This window comes from Streptomyces sp. Tu6071, from assembly GCF_000213055.1.
GTDB lineage: Bacteria > Actinomycetota > Actinomycetes > Streptomycetales > Streptomycetaceae > Streptomyces > Streptomyces evansiae.
Genome location: NZ_CM001165.1, coordinates 5,667,136 through 5,679,859, shown reverse-complemented (window position 1 = coordinate 5,679,859; position 12,724 = coordinate 5,667,136). Strand labels below are relative to the sequence as shown.

The window sequence follows — 12,724 nt, the reverse complement described above, 5'->3', positions numbered from 1 at the left end:
CGGGCCCGGCCGTGCACCCCCGTGACGGCCGGGCCCTCGCATGTCCGGAGGTGCCTGTGGCTCTCCGACGAGACCAGCGCCGGATCACCGACGAGGACCGGGCCGCCGTCCGCGCGCTGCACGCCGAAGGACTCGGCCGAAACGAGATCGCGCGCCGGATCGGGCGCGGCTCCCGCACCGTGAGCGTCCTCGCCGCCGAGCTGGGCCTCAGCTTCGACCGCACCCACACCGCCATCGCAACGGAGGCCCGCGTGATCGACGCCAAGGCGCGCCGCGCCGCGCTCGTCCAGCGTGCGTACACCCGCGCGGAGAAGATCTACGACCGCCTCGAAGCCGACGCCGGACCAGCGGGGTACGACTTCACTGCGACCAGCGTCAACGGCATCGAGACGAAGAACCTGAACCACGTCCCCGCTCAGGACGAGCGCGCGCTCGCCCTCGCGGCCGGCGCCCACCTCGCACAGGCCGCGAAGCTCGAAGCGCTCGACGGCGACCCCGGCCTCGACGCCGCGAAGTCGATGCTCGGCGGGCTCGCCGAGGGCCTGCGCCGGATCGCCGAGGCCCCGGAGGACACCGGGGAGGGCTGACCATGCTGGACGCCCTGCCGCTGTCCCGGAAGCAGATCCGCAGCATCTCGGCAGCGAGCGCGCGCATCAACATCTGGCACGGCGCGATCCGGTCGGGGAAGACGGTCGCCTCGCTGATCGCCTTCCTCATCTCGGTCAGTACGGCGCCGGCCTCCGGGCTCATCGTGATCGTGGGGCGCTCGCTCCAGACCATCGAGCGGAACGTCCTCGACCCGCTCCAGGACGACGCGCTCTTCGGCCTGATCGCCCGCCAGGTCGTCCACACTCGGGGCGCGACCGTCGCCACGATCCTCGGCCGCACGGTGCACCTCGTCGGCGCGGCGGACTCCCGCGCGGAGGGGCGCCTGCGCGGGCTGACCGCGGCGTTGGCGTACGTGGACGAGGCCACGCTGATCCCGCGCGGCTTCTGGAACCAGCTCCTCGGCCGCCTGTCCGTGCCGGGCGCGCGGCTGCTGGCGACGACCAACCCGGACAATCCGGGACACTGGTTGAAGAAGGAGTTCCTCGACCGCGAGGGCGAACTCGACCTCCGCTCGTGGCACTTCACCCTCGACGACAACCCGGCCCTCGACGCCGCGTACGTCACGTCGCTCAAGAGCGAGTACACGGGTCTCTGGTACCGACGCTTCATCGCCGGGCACTGGGTCCAGTCCGAGGGCGCGATCTACGAGACCTTCGACCCCGCGCGGCACGTCGTACGGGACCTGCCGCGGATCGACCGGTGGGTGTGCGACGCGATCGACTACGGCACCGTCAACCCGTACGCCGACGTCCTCCTCGGCGTCGGCGCGGACCGGCGTCTCTACGTCGTCAGCGAATTCCGCTGGGACTCGCGGCGCGAGCGGCGGTCCCTCACCGACGCGGAGTACTCAAAGGCACGGCGCGGCTGGCTCGCGCGGGTGCCGCAACCGGAACAGAACATCGTCGGCGTGGCCCCAGAGTGGACGATCGTGGACCCGTCCGCGTCGTCGTACATCGAGCAGCTCCACCGCGACGGCGTGCGCGGCGTACAGCCTGCGGACAACGCGGTCCTCGACGGCATCCGCACGGTCTCATCGCTGTTCTCCTCCGACCTGCTCCGCGTGCACGACTCCGCGCGCGGGCTGATCGACGAGTTGCCCGGTTACTCCTGGGACGACGCGGCGGCCGAGCGCGGCGAGGACAAACCCATCAAGGAATCCGACCACTCGTGCGACGCGCTGCGGTACGGGGTCCGTACGACGGAGAGCCTGTGGCGCCCGTACCTGCCGACCCAACTGGAGGTGGCCGCCTGATGGCTGAGCAGCCCATTACCCCTGACGTCGCGATCGAGACGGCGGCGCGCCTCCTCCGCGCGGCCGAGCTGGAGACCAACCTCGCGATGATGGAGCGGCTCGACGATCTCGCCACGTCCTGGCTGAACATGGCCGCGCTTCTTCTGGAGAAGGAGGCGGTCTGATGGCTACGGAGGTCACCCTGCCGGTGCACGTCCGCGTAGGCGAAGCCGAAGGCTGCTTGGGCGAACTCACCGTTGAGGCCACGGGCGGGACGGTGCGTGGCGAGGACGTTCTCCACCAGCTCGCGGCCTTCTTCCGCGAGGCCGCCGACGTCATCAAGCACCCCACCGAGGACGACGACGAGGAGGTGCCGGATGCCGCTGCCCACGGGTAACGTTCCCTGGCCCCCGCCCCAGCTCTCGCCCGCCCTCACCCTCATGGACACCTGGGACACCTGGTGGTCCGGCGACGTCGACCGCCTGGAGCAGCTCTACGGCGGCGGCACCGGTGCCGGCCCCGACCCACGCCGCCACCAGTTCTCCGGCGGGGTGATCGGCCGTATCGCCCGCTGGTGGTGGGGCACCCCCACCTCGCCAGGCGAGCGCCGTACGAAGCTCCACGTCCCGCTCGCCGGGGACATCTGCGCGGGAAGCGCGGACCTGCTCTTCTCCGAGCCGCCCACCTTCACCGTGGACGACGTCACCACACAGACCCGGCTCGACGAGCTGACCGACGAGGGAATGCTCGCCACCCTCCAGACCGGCGCCGAGATCGGCAGCGCCCTCGGCGGCGTCTACCTGCGCCCCGTCTACGACAAGGCCCTTGCGGACCACGCCTGGACCGACATCGTGCACGCCGACCGCGCCGTGCCCCAGTTCACCTGGGAGCGCCTATCCGCCGTGACCTTCTGGAGCGTCGTACGCGAGGAAGACGGACAGGTCTGGCGCCACCTGGAACGCCACGAGCCCGGCTTCGTCCAGCACGGCCTCTACCAGGGCACGCGCTCGAAGCTCGGACGGGCGGTGCCTCTGGAGGACGCCCCGGCGACCGAGGGTTTCGCCACGCTGGTGGGCGAGTTCGGGGAGATCGAAACCGGCTACGAGGGCCTCGACGTCTCGCACGTCCCCAACCAGACGACGCGCCGCTGGAGGAAGGACGAGTACCTCAAGGACTTCGGGCGCAGCGACCTCGATGGCGTCGAGCCGCTCATGGACCAGCTCGACGAAACCTACAGCTCCTGGATGCGGGACATCCGCCTCGGCAAGGGACGGATCATCACCCCCGAGGCGTACCTCACCCCCGGCGGACCGGGACAGGGAGCACGCTGGGACCCGGACCGAGAGGCGTACGCGGGCCTGAACATGCTGGCGCGCGGCGACGCGGGACCGCAGCTCACCATCGCCCAGTTCGCCATCCGCGTCCAAGAGCACCGCGAGACCGCCGAGGACCTGGTGAACCAGATCCTCCGCAGCGCCGGGTACTCCGGCCAGACCTTCGGCATCGGTGGAGACGTCGCGGTCACCGCGACCGAGGTCGTCTCCAAGGAGCGCCGAAGCATGACGACCCGGGGCCGCAAGGTCTTGCGTTGGCGGCCCGCGCTCGCGCACCACGTCGAGGCGCTCCTCGCGGTTGACCGGTACGTCTTCGGCGGCGCCAGTCAACCGCAGCGCCCCACCGTCGAGTTCGCCGACAGCGTGCAGGAGAGCCCGCTCAGCCTGGCCACCACCGCCGAGACCCTCCGCCGCGCACAGGCCGCGAGCACGGAGACCCTCGTCCGGATGACCCGGCCCGAGCTGGACAAGGACGAGGTCGCCACCGAGGTCGCCCGCATCCACCTGGAACAGGGCATGAGCGTCCCCGATCCCATGCAGGCCGGGGACCTTCCGTAGGAGGTGCACGGTGCCGGTATCGCCCGCGCTCGCTGAGGACCTCGCCGCCGCCGTCGCCGACCTGTACGAGGCCGCCGAGGGCACGATGCTCGACCGCATCCGTACGGCTCTCGCGGAGGGCATCGGCTCCCCGGTCTGGGTCGAGCTGAAGTTGGCCGCGCTCGGTGACCTCCAGGCCGCGATCCAGACCGTCATCGACGCGCTCGCCCTGGACGCGTCCGGCGCGATCCACGAGGCCGTCGCCGAGGCGTACGACCGCGGGCAGCAGGCAGCCGTCGCCGAGCTGGGCGCGGTCGCGGCCGGTCAGGCGGCGGTGGCCGCCGACGTGCTGCCGACCGCGCCGGCCGTGGACCGGCTCGCGGCGGCGCTCGTGGCCGACACCGGGCCCGTGCACCAGCGGGTGCTGCGGGTCGCGATGGACACGTACCGGGACGTCATCACCCGAGCGTCAGCGGCGCCGCTGCTCGGCGCGCAGACGCGGCGCCAGGCCGCGCAGTCCGCGCTCGACGCGGTCGCGGACCGGGGCGTAACCGGCTTCATCGACTCGCGGGGCCGCGGCTGGGACATGCGCGCGTACGTGGAGATGGCGACGCGGTCGGTGGTCGGGCGGGCGGCGGTGGAGGCGCACACGGATCGGCTCGCGGCTGCGGGCGTGGATCTGGTGGTGGTGTCGCGGGCGCCGGAGGAGTGCCCGTTGTGCAAGCGCTGGGAGGGGAAGGTGCTGGCGCGGGCGGGGGCGCCGGGTGCGCGGACGGTGAGGGTGGAGCACGCGACGGAGGACGGCCGGGCGGTCTCGGTGGCGGTGGCGGGTTCGTTGCCGGAGGCGCGGGCGGCGGGGCTGCTTCATCCGAACTGTCGGCACTCCGTCTCGGCGTACCTCCCGGGTGTCTCGCGGGTGCCGGAGTCGGTGCCCGCGCGGGCTTCGTACGCGGAGTCGCAGCAGCAGCGGTATCTGGAGCGGCAGGTGCGGCGGTGGAAGCGGCGCGCGGCGGCGGCGCTCGACGACGGGGCCCGTACGGCGGCGAGCGCACGGGGGCGGGCGTATCAGGCCCGTATCCGGGAGCTGGTCTCGGATACGGGCCTGCCGCGTAAGAGCCACCGCGAACAGCTCACGACGGCGCGCTGACTAGGAGGCGGCGCCGTGCTCGCGATCCCACGCGGCCAGCTCCTGCTGCGTGCATGAAGGGCAGTAAGGCGCTGAGGGCTTCTTGATCTCATGGCCGCCCCACGCGCTCCGCGTGAGGACGCGCCGCACCAACGTCCCCTCGCAGCGGCGGCACTGGCCCGGTACCTGCTCTATCTCAACGGTCATCCGGTGAATGTAGCGCGCGCCTCTGACAACGACTTCCGCCCGCCGGGTGCGGGCCGGATCGCTCAACAGCCCCGCCAGGCGCGGGGCTCCCTACGCGCACCAGGAGTGCACGATGCAGAAGAAGCACCTCGCCCGCTACGCCCTCGCGGGCGCCGGATGGGCCCACCCCTACGCCACCGGCCCTTTCGACCCGTGGCTGTACGCAGACGGCGGGGACGGAGGCGACTCCGGCACCGACGACAGCGGCAACGCTGACGACGGCGGCGATGCCGACGACGACCAGGCCGACGACGCCGAGACGGGCGGCGGCGCGGACGACGAGGACCAGGGCGAGAAGCCCAAGCCCAAGCCGCCCGCGAAGAAGCCTGCCGACGACGACCCTGCCGCGACGATTGCCCGGCTCCAGAAGGAGCTGAAGACGGCGAACGGCGAGGCCGCGAAGGCGCGCACGTCCGCGAAGAAGGCCGCCGCCGACGAGGCCCGCACGGAGATCGTGCAGGAACTCGGGAAGGCCCTCGGCCTGATCAAGGACGACAAGGACACGCCGCCCGACCCGGCCGCGCTCACCGCGCAGATCGAGAAGGCGACGGCCACGCACCGGGAGACGGCCGTGGAGCTGGCGGTGTACCGGGGCGCGTCGAAGCACGGCGCCGACCCCGACGCCCTCACCGACAGCAGGGCGTTCCTCCGCTCGATCGCCGACCTCGACCCGGCCGACGAGGGCTTCTCGAAGAAGGTCAACGCCGCGATCAAGCAGGCCGTGGCCGACAACCCCAAGCTCAAGGCGGCCTCTCCGGCGCCCGGCCGCATGGGGGCGGACTTCTCCGGCGGGTCCGGAGGCAAGGCCGCAGACGACGACTCGATCGACGCTCACCGCGAGCGGCGCCGCAAGCAGCGCGGCGGCTGAGCGCGAGCACCCAGACAGAGAGGGCCCCCGATGGCCAACACCTTCCTCACCCCCGACAACATCGCACGTCGCGCGCTCGCGACGCTGTACGAGACGACGCACATGGCGCAGCTCGTGCACCGCGACTACGAGGCCGACTTCGCCGGCCGCCAGGGCGACACGATCACCGTGCGGAAGCCCGCGGTGTTCACCGCCACGGAGTTCAACCGCACCACCGGGATCGTGCCGCAGAACGCCACGGAGAGCGGCTTCCCGGTGGTGCTCAACCACCTGCCCGACGTCAGCTTCACGGTTACGACCGAGCAGCTCACCCTGGAGATCGACGACTTCGGCGAGCGGCTCCTCGACCCGGCGATGGAGGCGATGGCACAGAAAATCGACCGCGACATCCTCAGCCTCCGCAGCGATATCACCCAGACCGTGGGCGAGGTCGCCGAGAACACCGGCGGCGAGAACTACAACTACCCCGGGGGGGCGTACCCGTGGTCGGACTCTCGCGTCCTCATCGAGGCGGGCGCGCTCCTCGACACGAAGAACGTCCCGGCCGCTGACCGCAACGTGGTCGTCGGCCCGCGCACGAAGGCGCGGTGGATGGCCGAGAAGATCTGGCGCGCTTCCGACCAGCGGGGCAGCACGGTCGGGCTCACCGAGGCGCAGTTTGGCGCGAACGCAAGCGGCTTCACGCCGTACATGTCGCAGAACATCACGGGCCCTGCGGCCGACCCGGAGACGGGCGAGCCGACCACCGAGGTCGACGTCGCGTTCCACCGCACCGCGTTCGCGCTGGTCACCCGCACCCTGGAGATCCCGCCGGGCGCTCAGGACGCGGCGATCGTGCCGTACAAGGGTTTCGCGCTCCGCGTGGTCTACGACTACGACATCAAGTTCAAGCAGACCGTCGTCTCGGTCGACTGCCTGTACGGCGTGAAGACCCTCGACCCCAACCGTGCCGTCCTCATCAAGGGAGCCGATGCCGCATGATCCGCTACCGCAACGAGAACAACGGCGAGGTCGTCGAGCGCCAGGAGCCGGACGCCCGGCTCGACTTCCTCCCCAACTGGGAGCGCCTGGAGGACGGGGAGGAGCCGGGCCCGGTCCGGCCGGACGGTGTCCTCTCGCGCCCGCAGGCGTCCCCGGGCGTGGCCGAGCAGGACGCCACGGACGAGGAGCTGGAGGAGCGAGCGGCCGACGAGCCGCCCGCCCGCTCGGCGTCGAAGGCCGAGTGGCAGGAGTACGCCCGCGAGCGCGCGGTCTCCGACGAGGAGCGCGCCGAGGTCGACACGCTGACGAAGGAGCTACTCGTCGCGAAGTACGGGGTGAGCGATGGCTGACCTCGTCACGAACACGGCGAAGGGCCGCTTCGTGCACTACGGGGCGACGGCGCAGGCGGGCACCGGCGGGGCGAAGCTCGTCGCCGTCGTGCTCGCGGCGTCGGGCCTGCCCACGGACGACGCGCTCCAGGACGCGGACACGCTCGCCGCGATCCTCGCGACCGCGACGGAGCAGACCGCGATGGGCCGCAAGGTCCTGACCGGAGTCACGGCGGCGGTCAACGACACGACGAACAGCGCCTCCGTGGACGCTGCCGACGTGACGTGGACCGCCGCGAGCGGGCCCGCCACCGGGAAGCTCGTCATCGCCTTCGACCCCACCGGCAGCAGCGCGGACAGCGCGCTGATCCCGCTGACCGTGCACGACTTCGCGGTCACCCCGGACGGGACGGACATCACCGCGCAGATCGCCACGGCGGGACTGGCGGTCGCCGAGAACGCGTGAGGGGGCGGGCCGGTGGCCAGGCTGTGGACGTGTGGGTTCGAGCTTCAGTCCGCTGCCGCGCTGGTGGAGATCCAGGACTCCAACGGATCGCCTGCGATCTCCACCAGCATCCACCGCCCCGGAGGTCTCGCCTCGCTGCGGGTCGTGCCCACGGGCCCGACGCAGTACGTCGAGATGCAGCTCACGAGCGGTGTGGTCATGCGGACCTTCCACCGCTTCTACCTGTACATCACCGCCCTTCCCGCCGCCGACACCAACATCTACGGTGTGGGGCAGTCCGGGTACTTCCCCGCCGTCGTACGCCTGACGACCGCGGGCGCGCTCCAGCTCCGCGACAACCAGGCCCTCATCAGCCTCGGGCCCGCCACCGCGCCGCTCGCCCTCGGGCAGTGGCACCGGATCGAGCTGGACTACACCGACACCGCCGGGACCGTCACGGCCGGAACCGCTCCCTTCCGCGGCTACCTCAACGGCACGCTCTTCGCCGACACGCTGTGCTCGAACATCAACGGCTTCTCCCGCGTCCGCATGGGCGCGATCCAGGCCGCGAGCGGCATGGACATCTGCATCGACGACGTGGCCGTGAACGACGACACCGGCAGCGCGCAGACCGGGCTACCCAGGGCGGGCACCGTCGTCCACCTTCGCCCCGCCGGGGTCGGGGACGCGAACGGGTGGGCCACCACGGTCGGGGGGACCGCGGGTGCCGCGAACAACTGGGCACGCGTCTCGGAGATCACCCCGGACGACGCGACGTCCTACAACCAGACAGCCGCGAGCGGTACCGCGACCGACGACTTCACCCTCTCCTCCGCGTCCGCCGCAGGGATCGGCGCGACAGACGCGATCCGTCTCGTCGCCCTGGGCGCGCGCGTCGGATCGACGGCGACGACGGCCGCGAGCATCGTGACCCGCATCAAGGGCCAGTCGGGCGGCACGGTCGCCGAGTCGCCCTCGACGAGCGTCGCGGTGAACGGGTGGACGACCCACAAGAGCGCCGTACCGCGCCTGTACCAGCTCACCACTTACGCCAACCCCCAGACCGGCACGGCCTGGACGCGGGCCGCGCTCGGCACGGCGCAGATCGGCTACCGGGCGAACGTCTCCCAGACGACCGTGCGGCGGGTGAGCGCGCTGTGGGCGCTCGTCGAGTACGCCCGCCCCGAGACCGTCGTGCAGCTCGGCGCCGCCCACGAGCACGCGGCCGGGCACCGCCTGGTCCTGCCCTTCGGGGCCGCGCTCCGCGACGACTTCGCGGACGGCACGGTCGACGAGGCACGCTGGCCGGACTCGTACGGGGCGATCAGCGAGAGCGACGGCGAGGCCGTCGTCTCGTCGACGAGCGACTACGCGGGCTACGCCTCCGCGACCGCCTACCGGCTCACCGAATCCGCGGTCTTCTGCCGCATCACCCCGGCGCCGGCCGGGACCGCGAGCGAGGCGTGGACGCAGGTCCTCGTCACGACGGCGAACATGGGCACGGACGCGGTCGTCGAGGTCGACGCCGTGCACGGGTTCCTCAACCTCTCGGCGCGCGCGGGCTACTACGACCCCGACCGCGTCAGCCTCCCGTACGACCCTGTCGGGCACGCCTGGCTGCGCATCCGCGCGACCGGCGACGCCCTTCTGTGGGAGACGGCGCCGGACGGTGCGGTGTGGACCGTGCAGCGCTCGTCCCCGGCCCCGGCCTGGGTGCTCGACGGCACGCCTCTCCAGGTGCAGCTCACCACCCACCGCGACGCGGGCGCGAGCAGCGAGGCGCGATTCGCGGCGTTCAACATCGCGCCGCCGCACATCGTGCGCCCGGCGGCGACCGCGCGTACGACGGAGCGGGCCCTCCCGGTGACGGCCGTCGCGCGCGCGGTCCTCGGGGCGGCCCTCGAGGTCGAGTACGGCACTGCGGCGAGCTGGTCGCGGCGCGCGAAGCTCGGCCCGGCGGCCACCACGGGGGCAGCGCATCCGGTCAGGCAGCGGCGCGCAGCCCCGCTGCGCGCCGCCCCTGTGGCCGAGCGAGCGGGCGAGCTGACGGCCCGTCACCGCGCGGCGGCGGCGCCCGCCCACGAGCACGACGCCGCCCTGCCGGTGCACGCGGTCCGGGCGGTCCGGATCGGGTCCGCGCTGGTCAGCTCCACGACCCAGCCCCTCGTCCTGCGTCGCACTGCGCCGATCCGGACCGCCCGGACCGCCGTCCGCGCGGGCGCGATCGGGCACGCGCGCACGGTACGGCTCGGCGCCGCGATGGAGACCGACAGCGCCGCGAGCCTTTCGGCCGGCGCCCGTCGCTGGCTCGGCGCGGCCTCCGAGACGGCTGCGGCTGAGCTGCTGTCCGTCCGCCGTCGCGCGCCGCTGTCTGCCCCGGCCGTGCGCGAGAGCGCGGGCGCTGTCCGCGCGCATCGCGTTGTCGTCGTGCGCACCGCGCGCGCAGGCGTGCGGGCGGGCGCGCTCGCGGCGAGCCACCAGGCCGCCCTCGGCACCGCGCGGGAGACGGCGACGGCTCCCCGGGCGGAGACCGGCCGTGGCACGGGGATCGGAGCAGCCCGCACCGCTGCCGCATCGCTCCCGCTCGCCGTACGCAAGGCGGCGCCGATCGGGGCCGCGACCGCCCGCGAGCGCGCGAGCGAGGTGGCCGCGAGCGCGCGGGCGAGCCTTCGCCCGGCAGAGGAGCGCGACGGCGCGCTCCCGGTGCGCGCCGTACGGATGGTGCGGCTGGGCCCCGCGCACAGCCGCGACCACGCGGCCCGCGCGCAACCTCAGCGGCGGCTGCTTCTGGGCGGCGCCGCAGAGGGCGTGACGGCGACCTCGCTGTCTGGCGCGGCGAGGGTGCGCGTGCGGGCCGCCAGCGCGGCTGACCGCGCGGGCGCGGTACGGCACCGGCGCACGGTGCGCCTCGGCGCGGCCCGAGCGCGCGAGCACGCGGGCCGCGCGGTCCAGCGCCGCACCGCCCGGCTCGGCCCCGGGCGCGCGGCCGTACGGGCAGGCGCCGTACGGCAGCCCTTCCAGCGCCGCATGGTCCGCACGGCCACCGTCGCCGACCGGGCCTCGACCGTGGCTCCGGCTCGGCAGCGCCCGGCCGACCGGCTCACCCCGACCACCACCGGCCCCGCGCTCAGCCCGACCACGTACGGGCCCGTGCTCCGTACGGGCACCGCAGGCCCGGTGCTAACCGCCACGACCACCGAAGGGGGTGGGTGATGCCCGAAGTCGGCGACCTGGCGACGGCCACCCTGACCGTCAGCCCGCACGACGACACCACCAACGCGGTCCTCCGCGTCGAGCAGCCGGACGGGACAGCGCTCCTGCCCGTCGTCTCGCGCGGCGACAGCGGCACCTTCACCGCACCGGTCGAGTACACGCTCGCCGGGGTCTGGCTGCTGCACTGGACCGTGACCGGCACCGGCGCCTCCGTGGAAACCGAGGAGGTCGGCGTCGCCCCCGCCAGCACCACGGTGCCGGACGGGCGGGTGTACGCGACGACCACGCAACTCGCCACGTACCTCCGGGACGTGCCCCCGCCGGGCGCCGTGCGGCTCCTCGCTGACGCCTCCCGGATGCTCGATGCCCGGGTCCTCGCGTACTGCCGGTACGACGTCACTCCCGCCGGGCTCCCTGCGGACCCGGTCGTCGCGGAGGCGATCGGCCGCGCGGTGTGCGCGCAGGTCGCGTGGTGGGGCGAGGTCGGCGACTCGACGGGTGCGGCCGGCGTCGGGTGGGGCTCGGTCGCGATCGGCAGCGTGAGCCTCGGCGGCCGGGCTGCGGGCGCGATCTCGGGCGACGACTCGGCGGCCCGCCAGCTTGCGCCGCAGGTGGCCGACGAGCTGCGTGCACCGCAGCTTGCCGGGCGCTTCTGGCTGGGGGCGGTGAGCACCTGGTGAACAGCATCCCGGGCTGGCTGCTCCGTCACCGGATCGTCGTGGAGCCCTACCGCGGGGACTCCAGCACGGGCCCGCTCTACGGCCCGCCGCGCGAGCTGCGGGTCTTCCTCGACGAGCAGACCCGCACCGTGCGCTCCCCGGGCGGCGAGGACGTGACGAGCCGCTCGACGGCGTACGCCGCGCCGGGCGCGCTCGTGCCGCCGCTGTCCCGCGCGACGCTCCCCGGAGGGCGGGTCACCACGGTGATTCAGACCGCGCGGCGGGACGGCGGCGGCCTCGCGACGCCTGACCACCTGGAGATCCAGCTTGAGTAGGAGGTGGCCGTCATGCCGCAGGGCTTCCGGCTTCGCTTCAACGGCCACGCTGTCGAAGGCGAGATCCGCGCGGCTGCGGCGCGCGGGCTGCTCCTGGCGGCGGAGCACGTCCTGGCGGAGTCCCGCACGGTGGTGCCCATCGACGAGGCGGCGCTGTCCCGGTCGGGCACTGCGTCCGTGGATGAGGGCGCGCTGACGGCCGCCGTCTCGTACGACACCCCGTACGCGGTGCGCCAGCACGAGGAGCTGACGTACCGGCACGCACCTGGGCGTACGGCGAAGTACCTGGAGCGGCCCCTCAACGCGGCGCGCTCCGAGGTTGCCGCGCTGATCGCCGCGCAGATTCAGCGGGCCCTGCGGTGAGCGCCCCGCCGATCGGCTACACCACCACGCTCCTCGTCGGCCTGGCCGAGCTGCTCGCCGGGGAGGGCGTCGGCGTCTACGACCCGGCCGCCGTCATCCCCCCCGACAGCACGGGGATTTTCCGGGGCGCGATGCCCCCGGACCCGGACCGCGCGGTCGCGCTGACCGCGTACCCGGTCGAGGACGGTGGCGGCCTGGACGCGATCACCGGGGTGCAGGCGCGGATGCGCGCGGGCCGGGACCCGGGCGCGGTCGATGACCTCGCCGACGCCGTCTTCGCCGCGCTGCACATGCGCGAGCACTTCCCCCTCGGCCCCGTCCATGTCGCGCTCGCCTGGCGGCAGTCGCAGGCGTGGATCGGCTTGGACTCGCGGCAGCGCATGGAGCTGACCGCGAACTACTACCTCCGGACCGTACGGCCGGGCCCTCACCAGCACGAATAGGGAGC

15 protein-coding genes are annotated in these 12,724 nt (G+C 73.4%); all 15 read left to right on the top strand.

Annotation, left to right across the window (positions count from 1 at the left end; all coding sequences use genetic code 11):
• The first annotated feature begins 56 nt into the window (after nucleotides 1-56).
• Complete coding sequence (locus STTU_RS23795) at nucleotides 57-587, top strand: helix-turn-helix domain-containing protein (RefSeq protein WP_007827579.1); 531 nt, start codon at nucleotides 57-59, stop codon at nucleotides 585-587.
• 2 nt (nucleotides 588-589) lie between these two features.
• The gene (locus STTU_RS23790) at nucleotides 590-1,861 is read left to right on the top strand and encodes a PBSX family phage terminase large subunit (RefSeq protein WP_007827578.1); all 1,272 of its coding nucleotides are present in this window, start codon (nucleotides 590-592) and stop codon (nucleotides 1,859-1,861) included.
• Nucleotides 1,861-2,025, top strand: coding sequence for a hypothetical protein (locus STTU_RS35030; RefSeq protein ID WP_007827577.1), 165 nt, complete (start codon nucleotides 1,861-1,863; stop codon nucleotides 2,023-2,025). The genes STTU_RS23790 and STTU_RS35030 overlap by 1 nt, the downstream gene beginning before the upstream one ends.
• Entirely contained in the window at nucleotides 2,025-2,237 is a 213-nt protein-coding gene (locus STTU_RS23785; RefSeq protein WP_043256129.1) for a hypothetical protein, read from the top strand. The genes STTU_RS35030 and STTU_RS23785 overlap by 1 nt, the downstream gene beginning before the upstream one ends.
• A complete protein-coding gene (locus tag STTU_RS23780) occupies nucleotides 2,218-3,732 on the top strand; it encodes a phage portal protein (protein ID WP_043256127.1) in 1,515 nt (504 codons plus the stop codon). The genes STTU_RS23785 and STTU_RS23780 overlap by 20 nt, the downstream gene beginning before the upstream one ends.
• A gap of 10 nt (nucleotides 3,733-3,742) precedes the next feature.
• Nucleotides 3,743-4,858: a phage minor capsid protein gene (locus STTU_RS23775; protein ID WP_007827575.1), complete on the top strand. Its 1,116-nt coding sequence runs from the start codon at nucleotides 3,743-3,745 to the stop codon at nucleotides 4,856-4,858.
• 298 nt (nucleotides 4,859-5,156) lie between these two features.
• Nucleotides 5,157-5,951, top strand: a complete 795-nt coding sequence (locus tag STTU_RS23765; protein WP_043256124.1) for a hypothetical protein — start codon at nucleotides 5,157-5,159, stop codon at nucleotides 5,949-5,951.
• A gap of 30 nt (nucleotides 5,952-5,981) precedes the next feature.
• Complete coding sequence (locus STTU_RS23760; RefSeq protein WP_007827572.1) at nucleotides 5,982-6,932, top strand: P22 phage major capsid protein family protein; 951 nt, start codon at nucleotides 5,982-5,984, stop codon at nucleotides 6,930-6,932.
• Nucleotides 6,929-7,282: a hypothetical protein gene (locus STTU_RS23755; protein ID WP_043256122.1), complete on the top strand. Its 354-nt coding sequence runs from the start codon at nucleotides 6,929-6,931 to the stop codon at nucleotides 7,280-7,282. The genes STTU_RS23760 and STTU_RS23755 overlap by 4 nt, the downstream gene beginning before the upstream one ends.
• A complete protein-coding gene (locus tag STTU_RS23750; RefSeq protein ID WP_043256120.1) occupies nucleotides 7,275-7,727 on the top strand; it encodes a hypothetical protein in 453 nt (150 codons plus the stop codon). The genes STTU_RS23755 and STTU_RS23750 overlap by 8 nt, the downstream gene beginning before the upstream one ends.
• Nucleotides 7,728-7,739: 12 nt before the next feature.
• Nucleotides 7,740-10,919 (top strand): hypothetical protein, encoded by a 3,180-nt coding sequence (locus STTU_RS23745; protein ID WP_052862405.1) that lies wholly within the window; start codon nucleotides 7,740-7,742, stop codon nucleotides 10,917-10,919.
• Nucleotides 10,919-11,599: a hypothetical protein gene (locus tag STTU_RS23740; RefSeq protein WP_007827568.1), complete on the top strand. Its 681-nt coding sequence runs from the start codon at nucleotides 10,919-10,921 to the stop codon at nucleotides 11,597-11,599. Before STTU_RS23745 ends, STTU_RS23740 begins: the two co-directional genes overlap by 1 nt.
• Nucleotides 11,596-11,913 carry a hypothetical protein gene (locus STTU_RS23735; protein ID WP_043256119.1) on the top strand — a complete coding sequence of 106 codons (318 nt, stop codon included), beginning with the start codon at nucleotides 11,596-11,598 and terminating at the stop codon, nucleotides 11,911-11,913. Before STTU_RS23740 ends, STTU_RS23735 begins: the two co-directional genes overlap by 4 nt.
• Before the next feature lie 12 nt (nucleotides 11,914-11,925).
• Complete coding sequence (locus STTU_RS23730) at nucleotides 11,926-12,276, top strand: minor capsid protein (protein ID WP_199785038.1); 351 nt, start codon at nucleotides 11,926-11,928, stop codon at nucleotides 12,274-12,276.
• Complete coding sequence (locus STTU_RS23725; protein ID WP_043256117.1) at nucleotides 12,273-12,719, top strand: minor capsid protein; 447 nt, start codon at nucleotides 12,273-12,275, stop codon at nucleotides 12,717-12,719. The genes STTU_RS23730 and STTU_RS23725 overlap by 4 nt, the downstream gene beginning before the upstream one ends.
• Nucleotides 12,720-12,724 lie beyond the last annotated feature (5 nt).

What these genes read in the sequence shown, in the direction of transcription:
- STTU_RS23790 (WP_007827578.1), top strand. Translation starts at nt 590, where the DNA reads ATGCTGGACGCCCTGCCGCTGTCCCGGAAGCAGATCCGCAGCATCTCG.
- STTU_RS35030 (WP_007827577.1), top strand. Translation starts at nt 1,861, where the DNA reads ATGGCTGAGCAGCCCATTACCCCTGACGTCGCGATCGAGACGGCGGCG.
- STTU_RS23785 (WP_043256129.1), top strand. Translation starts at nt 2,025, where the DNA reads ATGGCTACGGAGGTCACCCTGCCGGTGCACGTCCGCGTAGGCGAAGCC.
- STTU_RS23780 (WP_043256127.1), top strand. Translation starts at nt 2,218, where the DNA reads ATGCCGCTGCCCACGGGTAACGTTCCCTGGCCCCCGCCCCAGCTCTCG.
- STTU_RS23765 (WP_043256124.1), top strand. Translation starts at nt 5,157, where the DNA reads ATGCAGAAGAAGCACCTCGCCCGCTACGCCCTCGCGGGCGCCGGATGG.
- STTU_RS23760 (WP_007827572.1), top strand. Translation starts at nt 5,982, where the DNA reads ATGGCCAACACCTTCCTCACCCCCGACAACATCGCACGTCGCGCGCTC.
- STTU_RS23755 (WP_043256122.1), top strand. Translation starts at nt 6,929, where the DNA reads ATGATCCGCTACCGCAACGAGAACAACGGCGAGGTCGTCGAGCGCCAG.
- STTU_RS23750 (WP_043256120.1), top strand. Translation starts at nt 7,275, where the DNA reads ATGGCTGACCTCGTCACGAACACGGCGAAGGGCCGCTTCGTGCACTAC.
- STTU_RS23740 (WP_007827568.1), top strand. Translation starts at nt 10,919, where the DNA reads ATGCCCGAAGTCGGCGACCTGGCGACGGCCACCCTGACCGTCAGCCCG.
- STTU_RS23730 (WP_199785038.1), top strand. Translation starts at nt 11,926, where the DNA reads ATGCCGCAGGGCTTCCGGCTTCGCTTCAACGGCCACGCTGTCGAAGGC.